The organism is Amycolatopsis sp. NPDC004368, assembly GCF_053602515.1.
In genome coordinates, this window is record NZ_JBSGDT010000012.1 from 78,515 (window position 1) to 101,408 (window position 22,894).

The window sequence follows — 22,894 nt, forward strand, 5'->3', positions numbered from 1 at the left end:
AGCGGTTTGTCGGCTCGGTCGAGCTACCCCCCGAGGGGGATGTCGATCATCGTGGTTCCTCCGCCGTGGCGATGCGCACCGCGTCGGCGCGGGCCGTGCGGAGGGTGCGCAGCAGCTCGTCCTGCCGCTGCTGGTCTTCTTCGCTGCGCGCGCGGTCGCTGGTGCGCCCCAGGAACGCCAGTTCCGAAACACTCGCCTGGTACAGCCCCACCGCCCGCGCCGCCGCCCGGCCCGACTCGCGTCTCGCCTGTCTGCGCCACGCCCGCCGTCCGGACAGGCTCGACAACAGGCTGACCTCCGACGGCGCGATCCACCGCTCGGCCACCATCTTCGGCAACGCGGCCGCCACGATCCGCTGCTCACGGCGCCGTTGCAGCACGATCACGTACACGACCCCGATGAACAGCGGCACCATGATCAGGAAGTACACGGTCAGGAACGCCTTCGACCCACCGAGGGTGGCCGCGCTGTTCCAGAGCGCGTGCAGGCAGACGCCCGCGACGTAGCCGGTGAGCGGCGCGACAATGCGCAGCCAACGCTGGCGCGTCCGCGCCGCCACCCCGAATCCGATGCCCGCCATCACGGCGAACAACGGATGCGTGAAGGGTGAGAGGACCCCACGGAGGAAAAACGCGGCGAGCACACCTGCGTTGGCGCCGTTGCCGAAGCCGTAGTCGGCGAACGCGCGGCCGAAGTAGTAGATGTTCTCGGTGAACGCGAACCCGGCGGCGGAGAAGCCCGCGTAGACGATTCCGTCCACGACCCCGTCGAACTCCGCGCTGCGGCGCCAGAAGATGAGCAGCACGAACGCGTCCTTGGCCGCTTCTTCGACGAGCGGGGCCGAGACGAGCGCGCTGACCTTGCTGCCGTTGCCACTGCCGAGCAGGAGATCCCCGACCACTTCGGCGCCGCTGTTGATGAGCAGCGCGGTGATCGTCGCGATGCACGCCCCCCAGGCGAAGGCCAGCAACAGCAGCTTCGCCGGCTCCGGCTCCCACCGGTCCACCCACAGGAACCCCGCGACCACCACGGCGACCGGCACGAGCGCCGCCAGCACCCCGATCGCCACGGCCCCCACCCCGACCCGCGCCGTCGCCAGCCCGAACAGGAACAGGCCACACAACGCCACGACGATCAACCCGACCACGGGCAACAACACCGTCACCCGGCGCGGCAGGCGAGCACCGGGTCTCGCGCTCTTCGTGCCCTTCGTGGTGGGGAGGGTTCCGTTCACGAGCGGTCACCATACGGGGGTGAGGTGTGTGGTGCTGGCTGTGGCTCTTCGGGGGCGCGAGGGTTCTTGCGGGCGGTGTGCGTCTGTGCAGTTCGGGGGTGGTGACCCGGGCCGGCCGCATCCCGTCCCCCGGGCTGGGGTGCTTCGGGCGGGCGGACTCTCCGGCCGAGGATGGCGCGTCCGCGAAGGGTTTCTCTCGCCGGCGAGGATCGCGTGCCGAGTGCGAGGGGCCGAAGCCGCTTGCCGCCGGTGTGTGCACGTGACCGGCCTCGGCCCGCACCGCGCTCAGACCGAGGACGAACTTGCTGGCCGGGACCTCGCGCAGCCGCCGTAGCCCACCTGCCGCAGCCGTCTCCAGGTTTCGGCTCCGGCACAACGAGCCTTCGGAGGCCGCGTGGAGCCATGTCGTCGTGATCCATGACGAGTCTGCGACCCGGCGAGTAAAGCTCTTACCCGTAAAGAAGAACCCCGGTCACCGGACCGGGGTTCTTCACTTCGACGAACTGTCAGTCCTCCGCGCGCCGGCGGCGGCGCGGGGCGGACTTCTCGGCGCCGTTCGCGGCGAGGAGTTCCGTGACCGAGCGGCCGGCGGCGTGGGAGCCGCCGGCGGGATCGGCTTCGGCCGAGCGGTGGCCGCCCGCGGGGTCGGGGTCCGGGGTGCGGCGGCTCTGGGAAGCGCGTTCGGTGACCATGCCTTCCCACGCCGGGGGTTCGCCGTCGGGGCGGCGACGGCGGCCGCCGGCCGGGGTGTCGGCGGCGTCGTCGTCCGAGCGACGGCGCCGGCCGCCGGTGCTCTTGGTGGTGCGGACGGACTCCGGGAGAGTGGGGTTGACCGGTTCCTCGACGTCGTCGGAGCTGGAGTGCGCGCCGTGGCGGGTCGAGGCGGGCGAGTCGGCCAGGGGGGACAGGTCGGCACGGGAGAACTGTTCCAGTCGCGAAGGCTTGCGCTGGGCCGGTTCCGCGCGGGGCGGCTCCGGCGTTTTCGCGACCGGCGCCACCGGCGGCAGATCGGTGCGCGAAGCGGTGGCCTCGCGCGGCTTCGGCGGGGTGTCGCCGGAGGGGTGGCCACGGTCGCCGAAGTCGGCGGAGGCGTCCCAGGCCGGCTTCCACGCGGCGGTGGACTCGCCGACCGGGCGCTCGACACGGGGTAGGTCGGGGCGCGAAGCCTCGGCCCGCGACACCGGCGGTTCGACGCGGCGCATGCTCGGCTGGGAAGCCTCGGCCCGCGAAGCAGGCCGCACGCCCGGGTGCGACACCTCGGCCCCCGACACCGGCGGCTCGACGCGACGCAGGCTCGGGAGGGACACCTCGGCGCGGGGCGCGTCCGGCCGGGGAACGTCGGTGCGCGGCACCTGGCGGGTGGACTCCAGCGCCTCCGCCGCGGAAACAGCCGGCGGCGACACCGGCGCGACGGTCCGCGTCGGCTGCGATTCGGCGGCCTGGCGACGCGCCGCTTCGGCCCGCAGCTCCGCCGCCTTCACCGCGCGCGCGGCCGCCGACTCCGGCTCGGGCGCCGGCTTGGGACGGTTCTGCTTGGGCCGCGCGAGCTGCTGCGTGCGCTGGGTGTTCAGCGCGGCCGGCGGCTTGCCGTTGGGCCCCTGCCCTTGGCCGGGGCCGTGCGGCGTCGCGGGCTTGCGCCGACGGTCGGCACCGTTCGACGACGAGCCGTTCGACGACGAGCCGGCGGACGGCGCGTCGAGCACGCGGTCCATGAGCTCGGTCGGCCGGTCGTTGCCCACCCCGACCACCGGCTTCTTCGGCGCCATCAGCTGCGCGGGCTTCTTCCCGTTGCCGTTCTTCGACTCCGAGCCGGCCGACATGAGCCGCTGGTCGTCGTTCAGGGAGCGCATGCGCGTGGCCTGAGCGGTGAGCGCGACGCGTTCGAGCAGCACCTCGCCGCCGAACAGCGACTGCAGGCTCTCGCGCAGCGCCGACACCTCGGCGCGCAACGCGTCGAGCTCCTCGCGCGACTGCGCCTCCGCGGCCTCCCTCGTCTCGGCTTCGATCTCCAGCTCGTACTCACGCCGAGCCGCGATCTCGCGCTCCAGTTCCAATTCGTATACGGCCTGCGCCTCGGCGACCGCGTCCTCGCTGTGCGCCGCGTGCTTGCGATACCTCACGGCGAGGAAGGCGCCGATCAAGGCGGCCCACAGGGCGGCGACGATGCCGAGCCGAAGAAGCTTCAGGTCGTCGCTGAGCACCAGTGCGAGAGTGGCTCCGAGGGCGAGGACGAATCCGACGACGAGCCACGGCCTGCCCAAGAGGCGGCCGCGCGAGTCGTCACCCACGCCGGTCATGTCTGACACCGTACCTTCTAGTGATCCGAACGAGACCTAGTCGGTACTTCGAGCGGCCGGTTCTGGTCGTTAACCGGTCGTCCCACGTGTCGTCGACCGCTCGTCGTCCCCAGGGGTCCGGCAGCAGTGTTCGAGCCACAAAGCCGCAGCTACGAGCAGTGCGGAGCACACCACCCCGACCACCGCGGCACGAGTGTCGAGGACACTGGCGACGAGTTCGTCACGTCGGGGAAAAACGTACGCGAACGCGGCCAGCCAACCCCCTGTCATGAAGGATCCGGCGAGCGAGGACGCCTTGGCGAGCGCTACTGAGCGTGCAATGCCGATCGATGACGTCACCCGTCCGGCCTTGATTCTCGACCTGATCGTGTAGCCCATGATCACCTCGACTACGGCGAGTACCGCGAACGTGACGCCCGCCAGAGTGGGCAGCCGGGGCAGGTCACCGTAGGCGAACTGGAAGATCACGTAGACCAGGACGAGGCCGAGAACCCCCGCCACCACCAGCTCACGGGGCCGGGTGAAGTGCATGGCGTCTACCGTACCGAGAAGACTTGACCCTCCAGTGGCTGGAGACTCCATCATGCGTCGAGTGGGTGCCACCGCGGTTTTCACGATCGGCGAACTGTCCCGGCGAACGGGACTGCCCGTCAAGACCATCCGCTTCTACTCCGACGAGGGCCTGCTCCCGCCCACGGAGCGCACCGACGCCGGCTACCGGCTGTACGACGCGCACGCGCTCGCCCGGCTCGAGCTGGTGCGGACGCTGCGTGAGCTGGGGCTCGGCCTCGCCGACGTCGCTCGCGCGCTGGAGCGCGAGTCGTCGGTGCGCGACCTGGCCGTGCGCCACGTCGAGGCCCTCGACGAGCAGATCCGCAGGCTCCGGCTGCGCCGGGCCGTGCTGCGGGCGGTGGCGAAACGCGATTCCGAACTGGAGGAAGTGAAGCTGATGAACCGCCTCGCACAGATGTCCGACGAGGAGCGCAAGCGTCTCGTCGACGAGTTCTGGGCCGAGATGACCGAAGGCCTCGACGTGGACACCGAGTTCTACGCGCGCATGGGCTCGGCCAAGCCCGAGCTGCCGGACGACCCGTCGCCCGAACAGCTCGAAGCCTGGCTCGAGTTCGCCGAGCTCATCCAGGACCCGGACTTCCGCCGCCTGATCCGCGGCATGAGCGAAACCCACGCGGCCGACCGCGAAGACGGCGCGCCCACTGAGGTCACCCAGGCCCAGCGCGACAACTGGTTCGCCTGGTCCGCCGCCGCCCGCACCGCGCTCGACGCGGGCGCCGCCCCGGACTCGCCCCAGGGCCGTGAACTGGCCGACGCCATCGCCACGACCTCAGCCGGCCCCGGCGACGACCCCGCGTCGCCGGCCTTCCGCCGCGCCCTGGCGGACAAGTTCGCCACGGGCGGCGACCCCCGGGCCGAGCGCTACTGGCAGCTACTGGCCGTGATCAACGGCTGGCCCCCGATCCCGAGCAGCCAGCCCGAGGTCGGTTTCCTGCTGGCCGCGTTGCGCGCCTGAGCACACCCGCGCGTGAGTGCGTTACCGCCGAATCGGTGAACGGCAGGCGAACGGCGGTGAGTTACCGAAGCCGCAGGTCCGGCCGTGCGCTCGGCCTTCCGCACGCACTGGTGCAGCGGCCGCCACCCCATTCGAGTGGCGGCCGCTGTGCCGGCGAGGCGCGGATTCTGCCGAGCGCGACCGCGTGAATCTGCCCGCCCGCGTGTGCCGGGCGGCACCAGCCGAAGGTCGTCTGGCGCCATCAGGCCCGGTCGCCGAAGCCGCGGGTCCGGCCGTGCACTAGACCCTTCGGCACGCACCGGTGCAGCGGCCGCCACCCCATTCGAGTGGCGGCCGCTGTGCCGGCGAGGCGCAGACTCTGCCGAGCCCGACCGCGTGGACCTGCACGCCCGCGTGCCTGACGACACCAGCCGAAGGTCGCCCACCCCATCGAGCCGAGTCACCGAAGCCGCAGGTCCGGCCATGCACTGGCCCCTCGGCCGCTGTGCCCGCGAGGCGCAGACTCTGCCGAGCCCGACCGCGTGGACCTGCACGCCCGGGTGCCTGACGACACCAGCCGAAGGTCGCCTGGCCCATCGAGCCGAGTCACCGAAGTCGCAGGTCCGGCCATGCACTGGCCCCTCGGCACGCACCGGTGCAGCGGCCGCCGATCCATCCGAGCGGCGGCCGCTGTGCCGGCGAGACGCAGGTTCTGCCGGGCCCGACCGCGTGGATCCGCACGCCCGCCGTGTACCGGGCGGCACCAGCCGAAGGTCGCCCGGCCCCATCAGGCCCAGTCGCCAAAGCCGCAGGTCCGGCCCTGCGCTGAGCCCTTCAGCACCCACCGGTGCAGCGGCCACCACCCCATCCAAGTGGCGGCCGCTGTGCCATCAAGACGCAGACTCTGCCGACGCGACCGCGTGGATCCGCACGCCCGCCGCGTGCCAGGCGGCACCAGCCGAAAGTCGCCCGGCCCCATCAGGCCCGGTCGCCGAAGCCGCAGGTCCGGCCGTGCGTCGAGCCTTGCGGCACGCACCAAGACCGCGGCCACTGTGTCAGCGGGCTCAGGCCAGCCGCAGGTCCGGCCGTAGAACGACACCTGCCTTGTCGTCCTCCGGCAGGGCGCGCAGCAGGTCCGCGACCGGGCCGCGGCCCAGCAGCACCGCGTCCGGTTCGATCTCCAGCCATGGGATCAGCACGCTCGCCCGGTCCGGCGTGCCTGGGTGCGGCAGCAACAGACGCGGGTCGTCGGACGTGACGGCGTCCACGGTGACGACGTCCACATCCAGGGTCCGCGGGCCCCAGCGCAGCTCGCGCACGCGGCCGGCGGCCGCCTCGGCGGCCTGGGCCGTCGACAGCCACGCCCAGTGGTCCCGCGCGGGGTCGTCGACCACGCACACGGCGTTGAGGAAGTCGGGCTGGTCCTCGACGCCCCACGGCTTCGTCTCGTACACGCTCGACACCGCCACCAGCGCCGGCCCGACGGCGTCCAAGGCGACGCGCAGGTAAGCCAGCCGGTCGCCGAGGTTCGAACCGAGCGACAGAACCGCGCGGCTCACCGATCGCGCCGGACGGTGACGGCGACGTCGTCGAACGTCAGCGGGATCGGGGCCGATGGTTTGTGCACGGTGACCTCCACGGCCGTCAACCGGGAATCGGCCATGACCTCGTCGGCGATCTTGCCCGCGACGCTCTCGATCAGGTCGTACGGCTCACCCGCGACGATCCCGGCGGCCAGCTCGGCGAGCTCGCCGTAGTGCAGCGTCTTGGTCAGATCGTCCGACGCGGCGGCGGGCCCGAGGTCCAGCCACGCGGTGACGTCGACGACGAACTCCTGACCGTCGCGCTTCTCGTGCTCGAACACGCCGTGGCGGCCGAACACGCGCAGCCCCGTCAACGTGATGCGATCAGCCATCGGCCCGCCCCTTCCGCCACGCGGCCGCGACGGCGACCGCGTCGAGCGACGCGCCCACCTCGTGCACGCGCACTCCCCACGCCCCGGCCGCGGCGGCCAGGGCGGAAATCGCGGCGGTGGCGTTCTCACGCCCGTCCGGCGGTCGCGGCTCACCGTCCTTTTCGGCCAGCAGCCGGCCCAGGAACCGCTTGCGCGAAGCCCCGACGAGCACCGGGAAGCCCAAGTCCAAAAAGGACTCCAGGCCGTGCAGCAGCGCCCAGTCGTGTTCGGCGTGCTTGGCGAACCCGAGCCCGGGGTCGAGCACGATCGCGCTCTCGTGGACACCCGCGGCCAGCGCTTCGTCCACTCTGGACCGAAGCTCGTCGCGCACCTCCGCCACCACGTCGGTGTAGGTGGCGAGCTTGGTCATGTCCTTGCTGTGCCCGCGCCAGTGCATCAGCACCCACGGCACCTGGCACGCGGCGGCGACGCGCCCCATGTCCGCGTCGGCGAGCCCACCCGACACGTCGTTGATCACTCGCGCCCCCGCCTCGATCGCCGCCGCCGCAACAGAAGCTCGTGTCGTGTCCACGGACAGCGCCACACCTTCCGACGCGAGTTGCCGGATCACCGGCAGCACCCGCGCCGACTCGGTTGACGCGTCCACGCGCAGCGCGCCCGGCCGCGTCGACTCACCGCCGACGTCGATCAGGTCCGCCCCGCGCGCCCACATCTCCCGCGCGTGCTCCAGCGCCTGGTCGAGGTCGAGGTAGCGGCCACCGTCGGAGAACGAATCGGGCGTCACGTTCAGCACACCCATCACCGCGCACCGCCCGGGCCGGGGCAGCCCGGAGATCACGGACGCCGCCCCTTGATCAGCTCCAGTGCCTCGGACCGCGACGTCGCCGAAGACCGCATCTGCCCCCGAACCGCCGACGTGACCGTGCGCGAGCCGGGCTTGCGGATCCCGCGCATCGACATGCACAGGTGCTCGGCCTCCATCACGACGATGACGCCGCGGGGCTCCAGCTTCCGCTCCAGCGCGTCGGCGACCTGCGAGGTCAGCCGCTCCTGCACCTGCGGGCGCTTCGCGTAGAGGTCGACCAGCCGCGCGAGCTTCGACAGCCCGGTGACCTTGCCGTCGGCGTTCGGGATGTACCCGACGTGGGCGACGCCGTGGAACGGCAGGAGGTGGTGTTCGCAGAACGAGTACACGGGGATGTCCGTGACGAGCACGAGCTCCTCGTGCGATTCGTCGAACGTCTTCGCGAGCACCTCGTCCGGGTCGGTGTAGAGCCCGGCGAACATCTCGCGGTAGGCGCGGGCCACGCGGGCCGGCGTGTCGAGCAGTCCGTCGCGCTCAGGGTTCTCACCGCAGGCCAGCAGAAGCTCCCGGACAGCGCGCTCCGCCCGGTCCTGGTCGAAGACCGGGACCGGGCGGAGGCCGTCGTCGCTACTGCTTGTCTTGTCCGTCCACGTCACGCCGCTGCTGCCCCTCGTCCGGCTGCTGGCCGTTCGCGCCGTCGGCGAACCAGCCCTGCTCACGCGGACGGTCTTCGGCGGGGCGCCACGGCTGGCTGCCCGGGGACGTCGCCGGGGTCCAGCCCGGAGGCGCCCCGTAGTTGGGCGGACCGCTCTGCGCACCGCTCGGGCCACTCGGGTGGTAGCCGCCTGCCGGACCGCCCGGCTGCTGACCACCATACGACTGGGGCCAGCGACCGGTGCCGTTCGGCCCACCATTCGGACGGCCGCCATTGGGCGGCGGGGCGTACGGGTTGGCGTTCGGGTCGGGCGGCGTCGGAGCCGCGTACGGCGGGCCGCCGGGCAGGTCACCCGCGCCCGCGGCCGTGCCGACCGGCGTCGGCGCCGGCTTCAGGACCGGCTTCTCCTTGGCCGGCGGAGGCCACGGCTCGCCGCGCTCCATCGCGAGCTCACCCGGGGTCTTGATGGGCGGCTTGTCCGACGGGGTGCGCTCACCGAACTCGTTGAACACGGTGATGTGCGGGCGCTTCTCCACGGTCGCGAAGATCCGCTCGAGGTCCTTGCGCTGCAGCGTCTCCTTCTCGAGCAGCTCCAGCACCAGGTTGTCGAGCACGTCGCGGTAGGTGTTGAGCACGTGCCACGCCTCGGTGTGCGCCGTCTCGATGAGCTTGCGCACCTCCTCGTCGATCTCGTGCGCCACCTCGAGTGAGTAGTCGGCCTGCCGACCGGCGGAGCGGCCGAGGAACGGGTCACCCTGCTCCTGGCCGTACTTCACAGCGCCGAGCCGCGCGCTCATGCCGTACTCGGTCACCATCGAGCGGGCGATCTTCGTGGCCTGGTCGATGTCGGACGACGCACCGGTGGTCGGCTCGTGGAACACGAGCTCCTCCGCCGTGCGGCCACCCATCGCGAACACGAGCCGGCCGATCATCTCCGACCGGGTCATGAGCTGCTTGTCGTCCTCCGGCACGAGCAGGGCGTGCCCGCCGGTGCGGCCGCGCGGGAGGATCGTGAGCTTGTACACGGGCTCGATGTCCGGCATCGCCCACGCGGCGAGCGCGTGCCCGCCCTCGTGGTAGGCCGTGATCTTCTTCTCCTTCTCGGAGATGATCCGGCTCTTGCGCGCCGGCCCGCCGACCACGCGGTCGACCGACTCCTCGAGCGCGGTGTCGGTGATCACGTGCCCGTTTTCGCGGGCGGTGAGCAGCGCGGCCTCGTTGAGCACGTTGGCCAGGTCCGCACCCGACATGCCCACGGTGCGCTTGGCCAGGCTCGTGAGGTCCACGCCCTGCGCGATCGGCTTGCCCTTCGCGTGCACCTCGAGGATCGCCTTGCGGCCGAGCAGGTCCGGCGCCGAGACGGGGATCTGCCGGTCGAAGCGGCCCGGGCGCAGCAGCGCCGGGTCGAGGATGTCCGGACGGTTCGTGGCCGCGATCAGGATGATGCCGCCGCGCGCGTCGAAGCCGTCCATCTCGACGAGCAGCTGGTTCAGGGTCTGCTCGCGCTCGTCGTGGCCACCGCCGAGGCCGGCACCGCGCTGGCGGCCGACCGCGTCGATCTCGTCGACGAAGATGATGCACGGCGCGTTCTGCTTGGCCTGTTCGAACAGGTCACGGACACGGGAGGCACCGACACCCACGAACATCTCGACGAAGTCGGAACCGGAGATCGTGTAGAACGGCACGCCTGCCTCGCCGGCGACGGCTCGCGCGAGCAGCGTCTTACCGGTACCAGGCGGCCCGTAGAGCAGCACGCCTTTCGGGATCTTCGCTCCGAGTGCCTGGTAGCGCGCCGGGTTCTGCAGGAAGTCCTTGATCTCGTACAGCTCTTCGACCGCTTCGTCGGCACCTGCCACGTCACCGAACGTGGTCTTCGGCATGTCCTTGTTCAGCTGCTTGGCCTTGGACTTGCCGAAGTTGAGGACGCGGTTGCCGCCGCCCTGGGCGTTGTTCATCATCCACATGAGCAGGCCCAGGACGAGGGCCAGCGGGATGGCGAAGATGAGGATCTGCGTCAGGATGCCCTGCTGCGTGACCTTGGTGTCGAACTTGACCGGCTGGCCGTTGACCTTCGCCGCCGACAGGTCGTTGTAGATGTTCACCGCGGCGTTCGCCGGGTACTGCGAGACGATCTGGTCCGTCTGGGTGCCGTTGACATCGATCTTCTGCGTCAAGGACAGCTTGACCTGCTGTTCCTTGTCCTCGATGCTGGCTTCCTTGACGTGGCCGGCGTCGATCTGGGCGTTCGCCACGGAGATCGGAGCCTGGGTGTAGCCACGATCGCTGTCGAAGATCGTGTTGTAGGCGAACAACGCCAGCAACCCTGCGACGATCCACAGCAGTGGGTTCCTGAGCACGCTCTTGCGGTTCATACGACTCGGCCCTTGCGGCCTCGACCCTCCCTGGTTGGGCGGCTCCTGTGATACCCGCCATCACGATCTTGACAACCCGTGGTGCCCCGGGCCGGTCCCACCAGGGTACCGCCCGTCCGGACGATCGACCCTTGTGAGCCTCTCGCAGGTCAACGGGCAATACGGCGCTGGGGTTCCCGAGAGCGGCCGGTTCGCGTCACCCTAGCGTGTGTCGGCGGCCACGGAAGCCACCATCTCCCCGAGGCGCGTCCGGAGCGTCATCGGGTCCGCGGGTGCCACCGTCACCCATTCGCGGCCGTCGGACCCGGCCCTGGACAGGCTGAGGTACCGGCCCGTGGCGGTGTCGAACCAGCCGAGCACGCGGGACCGCTGCCGGGCTCCGAGCTGCGTACGGCTGTTCGCCGCCAGCTGACCGCCGCGCAAGCGCGGCTGGCCGGAGATGAGCGCGTACGTCTCGTGCGGGTCGACGTTCGCGCGCTCGCTCAGCGACTGGCGCTTCGCCCGCCGGCCCTTCTCCTCCGCACCGCCGAGGCCACCGGCGGCGACGGGCACGCGGATCGGGCGCGTGTGCAACGCCTCGTCCAGCGGGAGTGTGACGGACGCCTCGGTGCCGCGGCGGCCACCGGGCAGCAGTTCGACGATCGTGGAGACCAGCCCGTCGGCCGGGGTCTCGCGCAGCCAGATGCCGTCGGCGTTCTGGATCGCGACCACGCCGGCGGCGCGCCCGTCACCTGCGGCGAGCAGCGCCACGGGGTGGGCCTGGAACTCGGGGATGTGCAGCGCGTCGAGAGTGATCGGCGCGCGGGCGAGCAGGTTCAGCCACTCGTCCACCGGCGGCTCGAGGCGGCCACGTGCGTCGCGGACGCCCCGCGCCTTGAGCTCGACGTCGACCCGGTGCCGCAGCGAAACGCGCTCGTCCTCCGTGGCGCCGTGCGAGCGCACGCGCAGGGGGTACGGCAGCTCGCCGAGCCCCGCGGACTCCCAGAGGAAGTCGAACGCCATCAGCGAGAAGAACTCTTGGTGCATGCGGTGGTGCTCACCCTCCAGGATCGATCTCTTGCTCAGCGTAGCGCGGTGCGACCCCGGCTTGCAGCACTCTGACGTGCGGTTCGGTCCTTCCGATCGGCGCAGGAGAGCACACCGGGGCCGACCCGTCAGAACGCCGCCGCGCTCTCCTGTCCCGCCGCGCTGGCCATCATCTCGCCGAGGCGGTGGCGCAGGGTCGCGGCGTCGGCCGGGGCGATGGTGATCCAGTCGCGGCCGTCGTGCCCGCGGGTGGCCTGCGTGAAGTAGCGGCCGGTCTCGGTGTCGAACCAGCTGAGCACCGGCGAGCGGCTGCGCCCGCCGAGGCGGTTGCGCGCGTTGGCGCCGATCTGCCCGCCGCGCAGCCGGGGCTGGGCGTGCAGGCGGGCCAGGGCCTTGCGGTCCTCGTCCACACTCGCGCGGCCCGACGCGTCGACCTGGTTCCCGCGGCGCTGCATGAAGTCCACGCCGGCGCCGCCCACGAGCTGCTCCAGCGGCACCGTGATCGACTTCTCGGTGCCCCTCGGCGCACCGGGCAGCAGCGAGACGATGGCCGTGGCCAGGCCGTCGACCGGGCACGGCTGCAGGTGCAGGCCGCGCTGGTCCTGCACTGCGAAGAGCCCTTGCTGCCCGACGACGCCGGCGACGGCCAGCAGCGGTTCGGCGTTGGGATCGAGCAGCTGCACGGTGTCGAGGCTCGCGTCGGGCGCGGCCAGGATGCCGAAGTACTCCTCGACGTGCGGCGCGGGCCGGCCGCGACCGTCGGCGAGACCCCGCTGCACCAGCTCGCCGAGCGTGCGGGCGCGCAGTGCGTCCCGCTCGTCGACGGTGGCGCCGTGCGAACGGATCCGCAGCGGGTAGGGCAGCTCACCCAGCGCGGCCGACTCCCACAGGAAGTCGACCTCGATCGGGGTGAGCAGCTCCGCGTTCGGCATCGACCAAACCCCCAAACCCCGTGTCTTTCAGGACATTCTGGCCCACAGGACATTCTGGCCCACCGCGGCTCGGCCCGGCGAACGAGGACGAGCCACGGCGGACGAACGCGGGCGCGCGGCCGGGAAGGCCACGCGCCCGCGGGAAGAGCGTCAGTTGTCGTCGTCCGACCAGGCGCCGATCACCGGAGGCGGCGTGGCCTCGTTGGCGCCGAACGCGTCGTCGGGGTCCGGCTCGATGAGGAAGGAGGCATGGGTGTGCTCCTGGTCCTCCTGGCCCTGACCGCCCCCGTGGCCCATGCCGCCACCCATGCCCCCGCCCATCGGGTTCATGCCCGGCGTCGGCTGGCCGCCGATGGTGCCGCCGGCCGAGACCACACCCTGCTGCTGCGCGGGCGCGGCACCGGCCTGAGCGCCCTGGCGCTCGGACGACGCACGCGTGGTCTCTTCCTCGTTGCGGGAACCACTGCGCGAACCCTGGCCGAGCTTGCCGCCGGCGAAGCCGACGCCGCCGCCGACCGCGCTGAGGCCCAGCGCCGAAGCGGCACCGCCACCGCCGCCACCACCACCGGCGGACGCGGCGGGCGCCACCGGAGCCGGGGCCGGGGCGGCACCCGTGCCGGCGGCCGAGGCGGCCACGCCGCCGTCGAAACCGGACGTGCCGTACTCGCCGGAGTTGGCCGTCACCTGCGGGCCACCCGCACCGGACGCGCCACCGGCCGAACCGCTGCCGCCGTGGCCGGAGTAGCCCGCGCGGCCCATGGCGTACGTGCCGGCGGCGAGCGCACCCGCCGAGACCGGGGCCGCGACGGTGCCGACGTTGCCGAAGTCGTTGCCGTTGAAGTGCGTGGCGGTGGGCTTCATGCCGAGCGAGTCGGGGCCGAAGCTCGGGGTCGTGTTGTCGACCTCTTTCATCGACTGCGTGTAGGCGTTGAAGAACGCGACCTGCTGCGCCTTGACGTCGTTGGCGGCGTCGGCCTGCGCCTTCTGGTCGGCGGCCAGCGCCGCCGGACCGCCGGCGAGCGCCGCGGACATGGCCTGCTTCGGGTCGTAGTCGAGGGGCGCCGGCATCTTCTTGACCTCGGCGGCGGCCGCGGCCTGCTTCGCGAGGCGGTCGGCCATCGTGTGCGCGGCGTCGGAGGCCTGCGTGCCCGAGGCGGCGATCGACACGAGCGCGCTCTGCGCACCCGCGGCGCCCTCGCCGACCCACGCGTTGCCGAGCTCGGAGACGGCGTTGAACAGGTCGTCCGACGCGGTCTTGAGCTCGGTGCCGTGCTTGGTCCAGTGCTGCCCGGTGGCCTCGGCCGTGCCCGGGTCGTTGTCGGTGATCGCGCCGTTGTAGAGCTGGTGGCTCTCCTGGGCGTTCCAGTTCGGCGGGTTGGCGATCGCGCGGTCGCCGCCCATCTCGAACCCACCGGCGCGGCCGCGCGCGGAGTCGACGATGTTCTGGGAGACGGAGTTGTCCCCGAGCTGCACCGCGGACCCGCTCACGGGCACGTTCTGCGCGGGCGGCTGCTGACCGTAGCCGCTGTCTTGGTTTCCAGCCATGACTTCGTGATCCCCCTAGGCCTTGCGGAACGGGTCGGCCGCCGACTGGTCGAACTCGTGGTAGCGAGCCATCGCGGTGAGAATGCCCTGCTCCGCCGCCTCGTACTGGCTCAGCAGATTCTGCAGGGCCGCGGAGTAGGAGTCGCCGCCGCCATCGGCGCGCTGGACGAACTTCTCGGCCATCGCCTGGCCGACGGGGTTGGCGCCGAGCTTCGGCGGCTGCGCCAGCGAGCCCGCGCTGTTGAGCAGGGCTTCGACCGCGTCCTTGCCCGTGCGGATCTTGTTGAGCGCGGTCTGCGCGGCGTCCGGGTCGATGCCGACCTGGCCGTTGACTGCGGCGCTCTTGAACGCGTTGGCATCGGCCAAGCTGCTGTTGCCCATTGCCCTCTCTCCGTTCCCCCGCGCGAGCTCCCCGCTCGCTTGGCAGTAGGTCTTCGCATAGGTTAACGCACCAGGTCGGCACCTATGACGCGATCGGCGAACCCCAGGTTCCCCGCCGTGTGTGATCGCCGCAACACCGGTTGCGCGTTACCACTCTCTTCACACGTTCGAGGGCCCCTGGGGGTTCACCGGCGGAGCTCAGGACGTGTAGACGTGCGGGTCCAGTGTCCCGATGTAGGGCAGATCGCGGTAGCGCTCGGCGTAGTCGAGGCCGTACCCGACCACGAACTCGTTGGGGATGTCGAAACCGATGTACTTCACCGGCACGTCGACCTTCACGGCTTCGGGCTTGCGCAGCAGCGAAACGACCTCGAGCGACGCCGGGTTGCGGCTCGCGAGGTTCTTCAGCAGCCACGAGAGCGTGAGGCCGGAGTCGACGATGTCCTCGACGATCAGCACGTCGCGCCCGGCGATGTCGCGGTCGAGGTCCTTGAGGATGCGCACCACGCCCGACGACGACGTCGACGAGCCGTACGACGACACAGCCATGAACTCCAGCTGGGTCGGCAACGGCAGGGCGCGCGCGAAGTCGGTCATGAACATCACGGCACCCTTGAGCACGCCCACCAGGAGTAGCTCACCCTGGCCGTTTTCGGGGTAGTCCGCGGCGATCTTGGCCGCCAGCTCCGCGATCTTGTCCTTGATCTGCTGCTCGGTGATGAGCACGGAGGCGATCTCGCCCTCGTACACGGTCAGTCCCCTCGAGTGGTGGGTGGGATGGGTGTGGTGGGTTCGGGTCCGGTCAGCGAGAGCCTGCCACGCCACCGGCGAGCCTCCAAGTTGCCCGGCAGCCAGACACCGCCCTGCCCGCGCCAGCGCGCCACGAGCGCGTCGACCGAGCGCAGGTGCGCGTCGGTGAGTTCGCGCACGCCGGAGCCCAGCAGCCACCTGCGGAGAACCCGTCTGCGCAGTGCCGCGGGCTCGGCCGCGAGCACCGTCACGTCCAGCCCGCCGGGCCCGCTCGCGCGGGTGAAGATCCCGTCGGCGACTGTGTCCAACGCCTCGGTGTCGTCGCGCAGTTGCGCGGCCGTCCGGGCGAGCGCCGCCGCGACTCCGCCGGCGAGCACGTCTTCCAGCAGTGGCAGCACTTCCGCGCGCAGGCGGACGCGCGTGAAGCGTGGATCGGCGTTGTGCGGGTCCAGCCACGGCTCGACGCCGAGCTCCGCGCAGGCGCCGCGGGTCTGCTCGCGCGTGACACCGAGCAGCGGCCGGCCCCACGGCGCGTCGTACGGGCGCATGCCGGCCAGCGACCGCGGGCCGGAGCCGCGGCCGAGGCCCAGCAGCACCGTTTCGGCCTGGTCGTCGAGGGTGTGGCCGAGTAGCACGAGCCCTTCGCCGCCGGGCAGCGCTTCGCGCAGCGCGCGGTACCTCGCGGCGCGCGCGGCGGCTTCGGGACCGCCCTTGCCGGCGACGGCCACGGTGAGGATTTCGACGACGTCGACGCCGAGCTCCTTCGCGGCCGCGGCGGCTCGCGCGGCGACTTCCGCCGAGCCGTCCTGCAGCCCGTGGTCGACGATCAGCGCCCGCGTGCGCAGGCCGCGGTGGCGGGCGACCGACGCCGTGGCTTCGGCCAGAGCAAGGGAATCCGCGCCACCGGACACGGCCACGCACACTTCCGCGGGCGGCTCGATCGTCGCCAGGAACTCCCGCACGGCCCGGCGGACCGCCTGCGCGCTCACCCGTGCAGGCGCCGCACCCAGGCCGCGGGATCGCTGATCTCGGCCCGGGTCGGCAGCGTGTTCGGCGAACGCCAGACCGCGTTGAACCCCTCCATGCCGACGGCGTCCACCACGTGCCTCGTGAACTTCGCGCCTTCTTCGTACTGGCGGATCTTCGCGTCGAGGCCCAGGAGCGCGCGCAGCAGCCGGTCGAACACGCCCCCGCCCTGACGGCGGGCGGAGAAGCGCGACCGGATGACCTCGACGCTCGGCACGACCCGCGGTCCCACGGCGTCCATCACGTAGTCGGCGTGGCCTTCCAGCAGCGTCGACAAGGCCAGCAGCCGGTCGAAGATCGCGCGTTCGGAAGGCGACTGCAGCAGCTCCGCGATGCCGGCGCCCTTGCCGCGCTGCTTGAGCGCTTCCGGCAAGCGGCCGACGAGCTCCGACAACCCGTCTGCGGAGTGCCCCGCGATGCCGGTGACGAGCCGTTCGACCTCGTCGGCGAAGTAGTCGCGCAGCCACCGCACCGCCGTGAACTGCAGGCGGTGCGTGCACTCGTGCAGGCACACCCACAGCCGGAAATCGTGCGCGTGCACCTTCATCGCGCGCTCCGCGGCAACCACATTGGGCGCGACGAGCAGCAGCTGCCCTTCGCGTTCGGGGCCACCGAAGGGGTCGTACTGGCCGAGCACACGCGAAGCGAGGAAGGACAGCACCAGCCCCGTCTGCACACCGGCGCCCGACGCCAGGATCGGGCCGAGCGGGCCGCCCTGCGCTTCGGGCAGCGCGCGTCCGGTGAGCGCTTCGAGCCCCGACGCGGCGGACCGCACCCAGCCGGGCCGGTCGACGACCGTGCCCGGCAGCAGCGGCAGGTCACGGCCGAGCCCGGTGAGCGCACGCACGTGGCCCTCGGCCTCGGCCGTGAGACCACGCAGGTCGGCGACCGCGCGGGCGGCCTCCTCCTTCGGCACCTTCGGTCCGCCGCGCACCAGCCGCGCACCGGTGGACGCCGCGAGGTCCCAGTCGACCATCGGCCGCCGTCGGGTCTCCGTTTCCTGGCTCACCTGTCCGACGCTACCTGCACCAGGGCGGTTTGCCCGGCTGAATCCGCAACCGATTCGCCTAGTGACAGCCGCACTTGCGCAGTGTCGTCGCGAGCACGTCGAGCGCGGCCTGGCCCGGGTTCTTGTCCGAGCCGTTGGACATGAACGCGAACGCGAGCACGCGGTTGTCGCTGTCGAGCACGTAACCGGCGAGGGTGTTGACGCCGGTGAGCGTGCCTGTCTTGGCCCGGACCCAGCCCTTGCCCGCGGCCGAGTTCGGTGTGCCGTAGCGCGAGGCGAGCGTGCCGGCCGGGCTGCCGGCCACCGGCAGGCCCGCGAGCAGCGGCCGCAGCTTCGGCGTGTTCGGGTCCTTGCCGTCCGGCGCCGCCGCGGCGGCCAGCACCTGCGCGAGCAGTCGCGCGGGCACCTTGTTCTGGTTCGACAGGCCACTCGTGTCCGACAGCTGCAGCCCGGTGACGTCGAAGCCGTGATCCGCCAGCACCTTTTTCACCGACGCGGCCGCGCCGGAGAACGACGCCTCGGCCCCCGCGGTCATCGCGACCTGGCGGCCCAGCGCGTCGGCCAGGACGTTGTCGGAGATCTGCAGCAGCGCGTACGCGAGATCCGGCAACGGCGCCGACTGCACCTGCGCCACGACCTTCGCGTCGGCGGGCGCCTTCGCGGTGCCGGCGGCCTGCGCGCCGAGCTTCTCGGCGATCAGCTGGGTGAGCGCGGTCGCCGGGTTGGCCGACCGGTTCGTCTCGTCGACGGAGGGATTGATGCGGCCGCCGTCGGACATCGCGGGCACGATCTCCTCGCCGTAGAGCGAAGGCGCGTCGCCGGGCTCCCAGCCCGGGGCGGTCGTGGGGCCGGTGTACGCGCTCAGGTCGACCTGGACCTTCTTCACGCCCGGGTCGGCCTTCTTGATCTGCGCGACGAGATCGTCGACGTGCGCCGCGCCCGGGTAGAGCGGCGAGTCCTTGCCGATGGGCAACGCGGTCAGCGACGGGTCACCCCCACCGACGATGATCACCGTCCCCGGCTGCGAACCTTCGACGACCTTGGTGGGGATGCGCTTCGTCGGGTCCATCGAGAGCAAGGCCGCGGACACCGTGAGGATCTTCGTGGTCGACGCCGGCGTCAGCGGCGTGTTCGAGCTGTGGTCCCACAACACGGTGCCGTCCGCGGGGTCGATCACACTCCCGCTCAGCTGCGACAGCGCCGCCGCCCCCGCGGGCCCCGCGAGCGCCGACGCGACCCCGCCCGCCGTCGGCCCCTGGCCGGAGGTTTCGGGTCCGTGCAACGCCAACGTGACCGCCGCCGGGTCGGGACTGTCACCCTTCGGCGCGTTCGGCGCCCACGGCAACCCCAGCCGGTTCGACACCTTCGGCATCGCCGCCGCCACCCCGGCGCCCGCGAGCACCAACAGCACGACCACCCCGAGGACGACGAACTTCTTCTTGCCCTTCTTGGTTTTCACCGGCGCCGACGGCTCGTCGTGGCCGCTGGGGAAGCCTTCGGCCGGCCGCTCGATCCCGACCGTGGCCTCCGCCGCGAACTGTTCCCCGGACGGCTCGATCCGCACCGGCCGCGCCTGCGTTCCCGACGCCGAGGGCACCGGGTCCTGCTCGGGGCCCTCTTGGAGGCTGTCCCACCGCGGGGCGCCGCGGGGGCCTTCGGGCGGTTCGGTTTTGTTGGTGTGGAAGACATCCCAGCGTTCGTCCCGCTGGGGCTCGGCATCCTGTGGTTCGGGCTTGTACTGCTCGGGCTTGTGCTGCTCGGACTTGTGCTCGGAGCGGAAGACGGCCCACTTGCTGATGTCGATGTATTCGGTGCCGCTCTCGCTGCCCGCTTCTCCGGCGGGCGCCGAGGTTTCCGCGGATGCTGAGGTTTCGGCGGATTCGGCGGATGCCGTGGGCGGCTTCACGGGTTCGAACATCGAAGTGGCGCCGGCCCGGCCCTCGTCAGCGCGACTTTGGTCAGCGCGACTTTGGTCAGCGCGGCCCTGCTCACCCCAGCCTTGCTCACCGCGGCCTTGATCGCTTGAGCTCTGGTCGTTCCAGTCTTGGTCGCCCCGGCTCTGATCGGCGCGGCTCTGGTCAACGCGGCCTCGGCTCTGGTCACCACCAGCCTGGTCCCGGTCGCCCGGCCGCGCCGGTCGCTCCACCGGCACCCACGGAGCTGCCGGAGGTACTCGCAACTGCTGGGTCGACCGATCGGAGGGCACCTGCTGCCCCCGGTCGGCCGCGGCCGACTGCGCGCTCTCCTGCTGGCCTTGGCTCTGCGCGTGGCCCTGTTCGCCCGGGCTCGGCTGCCCCTGGCTCGCCTGATTCCGCTGCGCCCACGGGCTCTGCTGCTGCCCCGGCCGCACCTCGGGTCCGTCCTGCTGCGGCCGTTGGCCCTCGCTTCGACCTTGCTGCTCCCGCTGGGCCTGCGGGAACCACAACCCCTGCTGCTGCCGCTGGCCTTCACCGCGGTCCTGCTGCTCGGCGCTCTCCTGCCCGGGCATCGACCGCCGGCCCTCGGCTCGGTCCTGCGGCTCCGCTTGTCCCTCGCGCTCCTGCGACCACTGTCCCTCAGCACGCCCTCGCTGCCCGGGCAACGGCCGCTGGTCTTCAGTGCGGTCCTGCTGCCCTTCGGGTCCCCTGCCCTGCTGCAGCCACGTGCCCTCGGTCCGTCGCTGCTGTTCCGAACCCTGCCGCGGTCCTTCGGCGCGGTCCGGCGGCCGCTGGCTCGGCTGCGACCGCTGCGAACCCGGGTCTTGCTGCCAACCTTGCTGCCCCTGCGACCGCCCTTGCTCGGATGCGCCCGGCTGTGGCGACCGACCTTGCTGCGTGCCCTCTTGCTGCTGCCCCCACGGAGCCCGACCCGGCCCTTGCTGGGGCTGCCCCGGCTGACCCTGGCCCGACTGCTCTTGCCCCTGCGAAGCCTGCCCCTGCTGTCCTCGCGGCTGCTCGCCCGGCCGCGGGCCGAGCCGGTCGGCAAGGTCCTGTCGCGGCCGGCCCGGCTGGCCGGACTGACCCGGCTGCCCCACCTGCCCAGACGAGCCCGACGAACCAGGCGAACCCGCCTGCCCGCCCCGTTCTCCCACCGAGCGTGGCTCCACCGGTGTGTTCAACCCCGGAATCAGCTCCGGCGGCACGTTCGGCTGGAACCACGAGCCCGGCGGACGTCCTCCGGAACCACCGGCGTCCGGTGTGACGTTCGGCACCGCCAGCTGGTCCGTGACGGTCTGGCCGGGCTTGGGGAGCGGGAAGCGCGCCGTCGGTCCGCCGGTGCGTGACGACGTGTCCTCGTCACCCTCGGGCCACCTGGGCTGGTCGTTGTCGGGCACCCACCACTCCTTCTCACCTGCCCCGGAAGGGGCCAAGGTCACATGCCGCCTAGCCGACATCCGTGGGACCCGGCGGCAGCGCGTAGTCCACACTAGTGACGTCAACGAGGTGATTACGGTTGCCGCCCACGTCGTGTGGGATACCGAGATTCGAGAAGCAGCGAGGACGGCCGTGGAGTTCGACGTCACGATCGAAATCCCCAAGGGGGAGCGCAACAAGTACGAGGTCGACCACAAGACCGGTCGCATCAAGCTGGACCGGACCCTGTTCACGGCGACGCAGTACCCGGCGGACTACGGCTTCATCGACGACACGCTCGGCCAGGACGGCGACCCGCTCGACGTGCTCGTGCTGGTGCAGGAGCCGACGTTCCCGGGGTGCCTGATCCGCTGCCGCGCCATCGGCATGTTCCGCATGACCGACGAAAAGGGTCCGGACGACAAGGTGCTGGCCATCCCGACCAACGACCCGCGCCTGGAGCACCTGCGCGACATCCACCACCTCAACGAGTTCCACAAGCTCGAGATCCAGCACTTCTTCGAGGTGTACAAGGACCTCGAGCCGGGCAAGAGCGTCGAGGGTTCGACGTGGGTGGGTCGCGCGGAGGCCGAAGCCGAGATCACGCGCTCGTACGAGCGTGAGCAGGACCGGCTGGCCAAGGAAGAGGTCGAGGGTTCCGCTCACTGAGAGCGACCACAGGCACGAGAAAGGGCCGTTCATCCCGAACCGGGGTGAACGGCCCTTTCGTTTCGACAAGCGTCAGTGCGCCAGCGCCAGCGCTTCCTGCTCCGTGCGCTGCTCCATCGCCGACTTGTCCGAGAGCGGCTTCTCCTTGAGGAACCAGACCAGGGCGAAGCCGACCGTCAGGACGATGCCGCCGACCAGGAACACCGTGCTCATCGAGCCGGCGAACCCGTCGAGGATCGGGCGGGCCAGCACCGGGTCGAGGTGGGCGAGGAACGAGGTGTCGTTCACGTCCACGCCGCCGCCGGCCATCTGCTGCGCGAACTCCGGGTGCTGGGCGAGCGCCGCGACGTACGACGGCGTCGCCATCGCCGAGCGCACCGCCGCCGCGATCCGGTCACCCACCGTGCCGAACAGGATCGAGAGGAACACCGCCGTGCCCGCCGTACCGCCGATCTGGCGGAAGAACGTGGCCGACGAGGTGGCGACGCCGATGTCCTGCGGCGCGACGTCGTTGGTCGCCGCGAGCTGCAGCGTCTGCATCGACGCACCGAGACCCAGGCCGATCACGAAGGCGATCGCCATCACCACGCCGAGCGGGGTGTCCGCGCCGATCGTCGACAGCCCGGACAGCGCCGCCGCCATCAGCCCGAGACCGGCCACGGCGAAGGCCTTGTAGCGGCCCGTCCGCGAGATCACCGCGCCGGAGCCGAGGCTCGCGACCATGATCCCGAGGGTCAACGGCAGCATCTGCAGGCCCGCCTGCGTCGGCGTCGCACCCTTCACGATCTGCAGGTACAGCGGCAGCGACATCATCGCGCCGAACATCCCCGCGCCCTGGATCACCGTGACGAGCGTGGCCACCCGGAACACCGGCCGCCGGAACAGCCGCAGCGGCAGCAGCGCGGCGTCGCCCATCCGGCGCTCCTGCAGGATGAACAGGACCACCCCGACCAGCCCGATCGCATACATCCCGAGCGCCGCGGGCGACCCCCAGCCCCACTCCCGCCCCTGCTCGGCGACGAGCAGCAGCGGCACCAGGCCCACCGTCAGCGCGCCGGAGTCCAGCCCCGCGAAGAACCCACCGACGACCGGTCCCGCCACACTCGAGATCCCGAACACGGCCATGAAGTACCCCTGGTACCTGCTCCGCTCCCGCGGCGCCGTGATGTCCGTGATGATCGCCAGCGCGAGCGACATCAGCCCACCCGCGCCCAGCCCCTGGAACGCCCGGAACGCGGCCAGCTCGTACATCGAGCTCGCGAACCCGCTGGCCAACGAGCCGGCGAGGAACAACGAGATCGCCGTCAGGTACATCGGCTTGCGACCGAACAGGTCGGACAGCTTGCCATACAGCGGCGTCGAAAGCGTCGCGGTGATCAGGTACGCCGTGGTGGCCCACGCCTGCAGACTCTGCCCGCCTGAGCACCGCGGCTATGCCC

At 71.6% G+C, this 22,894-nt stretch carries 18 protein-coding genes and 1 pseudogene; 2 read left to right on the forward strand and 17 right to left on the reverse strand.

The genetic code is table 11. From position 1 onward, the window contains the following. Nucleotides 1–46 precede the first annotated feature (46 nt). From ACWEOE_RS19005 to ACWEOE_RS19015, 3 genes are all read right to left on the reverse strand, one after another. On the reverse strand, nt 47–1,159 hold the full coding sequence (locus ACWEOE_RS19005) for a PrsW family intramembrane metalloprotease (protein ID WP_452010892.1): 1,113 nt from the start codon (nt 1,157–1,159) through the stop codon (nt 47–49). A gap of 581 nt (nt 1,160–1,740) precedes the next feature. Continuing rightward, nucleotides 1,741–3,531, reverse strand: coding sequence for a DUF6779 domain-containing protein (locus ACWEOE_RS19010; RefSeq protein ID WP_452010640.1), 1,791 nt, complete (start codon nt 3,529–3,531; stop codon nt 1,741–1,743). Nucleotides 3,532–3,600: 69 nt separating this feature from the next. Then, nucleotides 3,601–4,062: a DUF3180 domain-containing protein gene (locus ACWEOE_RS19015; protein ID WP_452010643.1), complete on the reverse strand. Its 462-nt coding sequence runs from the start codon at nt 4,060–4,062 to the stop codon at nt 3,601–3,603. Nucleotides 4,063–4,123: 61 nt separating this feature from the next. Between ACWEOE_RS19015 and ACWEOE_RS19020 the strand changes: the two genes are divergently transcribed. Continuing rightward, nucleotides 4,124–5,059, forward strand: a complete 936-nt coding sequence (locus ACWEOE_RS19020) for a helix-turn-helix domain-containing protein (RefSeq protein ID WP_452010645.1) — start codon at nt 4,124–4,126, stop codon at nt 5,057–5,059. A gap of 1,043 nt (nt 5,060–6,102) precedes the next feature. On the opposite strand, the gene folK is transcribed toward ACWEOE_RS19020, so the two are convergent. The 13 genes from folK to dacB all read right to left on the reverse strand — a co-directional run bounded on the left by folK (nt 6,103) and on the right by dacB (nt 19,372). Then, on the reverse strand, nt 6,103–6,597 hold the full coding sequence (gene folK / locus ACWEOE_RS19025; protein ID WP_452010647.1) for a 2-amino-4-hydroxy-6-hydroxymethyldihydropteridine diphosphokinase: 495 nt from the start codon (nt 6,595–6,597) through the stop codon (nt 6,103–6,105). Beyond that, complete coding sequence (folB, locus tag ACWEOE_RS19030) at nt 6,594–6,953, reverse strand: dihydroneopterin aldolase (RefSeq protein ID WP_452010650.1); 360 nt, start codon at nt 6,951–6,953, stop codon at nt 6,594–6,596. The genes folK and folB overlap by 4 nt, the downstream gene beginning before the upstream one ends. Then, a complete protein-coding gene (gene folP / locus ACWEOE_RS19035; RefSeq protein WP_452010653.1) occupies nt 6,946–7,752 on the reverse strand; it encodes a dihydropteroate synthase in 807 nt (268 codons plus the stop codon). Before folP ends, folB begins: the two co-directional genes overlap by 8 nt. Before the next feature lie 35 nt (nt 7,753–7,787). After that, the gene (gene folE / locus ACWEOE_RS19040) at nt 7,788–8,414 is read right to left on the reverse strand and encodes a GTP cyclohydrolase I FolE (RefSeq protein ID WP_452010656.1); all 627 of its coding nucleotides are present in this window, start codon (nt 8,412–8,414) and stop codon (nt 7,788–7,790) included. Beyond that, nucleotides 8,386–10,785, reverse strand: coding sequence for an ATP-dependent zinc metalloprotease FtsH (gene ftsH, locus ACWEOE_RS19045; RefSeq protein WP_452010659.1), 2,400 nt, complete (start codon nt 10,783–10,785; stop codon nt 8,386–8,388). The genes folE and ftsH overlap by 29 nt, the downstream gene beginning before the upstream one ends. Before the next feature lie 201 nt (nt 10,786–10,986). Next, on the reverse strand, nt 10,987–11,811 hold the full coding sequence (locus tag ACWEOE_RS19050) for an ESX secretion-associated protein EspG (protein WP_452010662.1): 825 nt from the start codon (nt 11,809–11,811) through the stop codon (nt 10,987–10,989). 128 nt (nt 11,812–11,939) lie between these two features. Then, nucleotides 11,940–12,743 (reverse strand): ESX secretion-associated protein EspG, encoded by an 804-nt coding sequence (locus ACWEOE_RS19055; RefSeq protein WP_452010664.1) that lies wholly within the window; start codon nt 12,741–12,743, stop codon nt 11,940–11,942. 150 nt (nt 12,744–12,893) lie between these two features. Then, the gene (locus tag ACWEOE_RS19060) at nt 12,894–14,288 is read right to left on the reverse strand and encodes a WXG100 family type VII secretion target (RefSeq protein WP_452010666.1); all 1,395 of its coding nucleotides are present in this window, start codon (nt 14,286–14,288) and stop codon (nt 12,894–12,896) included. Nucleotides 14,289–14,303: 15 nt separating this feature from the next. Further along, complete coding sequence (locus tag ACWEOE_RS19065) at nt 14,304–14,669, reverse strand: hypothetical protein (RefSeq protein ID WP_285971916.1); 366 nt, start codon at nt 14,667–14,669, stop codon at nt 14,304–14,306. A gap of 198 nt (nt 14,670–14,867) precedes the next feature. Further along, complete coding sequence (gene hpt, locus ACWEOE_RS19070; protein ID WP_452010669.1) at nt 14,868–15,419, reverse strand: hypoxanthine phosphoribosyltransferase; 552 nt, start codon at nt 15,417–15,419, stop codon at nt 14,868–14,870. A 2-nt stretch (nt 15,420–15,421) separates the two neighbouring features. Continuing rightward, a complete protein-coding gene (gene tilS / locus ACWEOE_RS19075) occupies nt 15,422–16,408 on the reverse strand; it encodes a tRNA lysidine(34) synthetase TilS (RefSeq protein ID WP_452010672.1) in 987 nt (328 codons plus the stop codon). After that, on the reverse strand, nt 16,405–17,421 hold the full coding sequence (locus ACWEOE_RS19080) for a zinc-dependent metalloprotease (RefSeq protein ID WP_452010894.1): 1,017 nt from the start codon (nt 17,419–17,421) through the stop codon (nt 16,405–16,407). The genes tilS and ACWEOE_RS19080 overlap by 4 nt, the downstream gene beginning before the upstream one ends. Before the next feature lie 91 nt (nt 17,422–17,512). Continuing rightward, nucleotides 17,513–19,372: a D-alanyl-D-alanine carboxypeptidase/D-alanyl-D-alanine endopeptidase gene (gene dacB / locus ACWEOE_RS19085; protein WP_452010675.1), complete on the reverse strand. Its 1,860-nt coding sequence runs from the start codon at nt 19,370–19,372 to the stop codon at nt 17,513–17,515. 1,567 nt (nt 19,373–20,939) lie between these two features. Between dacB and ACWEOE_RS19090 the strand changes: the two genes are divergently transcribed. Continuing rightward, complete coding sequence (locus tag ACWEOE_RS19090) at nt 20,940–21,455, forward strand: inorganic diphosphatase (protein ID WP_452010678.1); 516 nt, start codon at nt 20,940–20,942, stop codon at nt 21,453–21,455. A gap of 72 nt (nt 21,456–21,527) precedes the next feature. Here the strand turns inward: ACWEOE_RS19090 and ACWEOE_RS19095 are convergent. Beyond that, nucleotides 21,528–22,871 (reverse strand): annotated as a pseudogene (locus ACWEOE_RS19095) (MDR family MFS transporter); the annotation flags it as partial. Between the last annotated feature and the right edge of the window lie 23 nt (nt 22,872–22,894).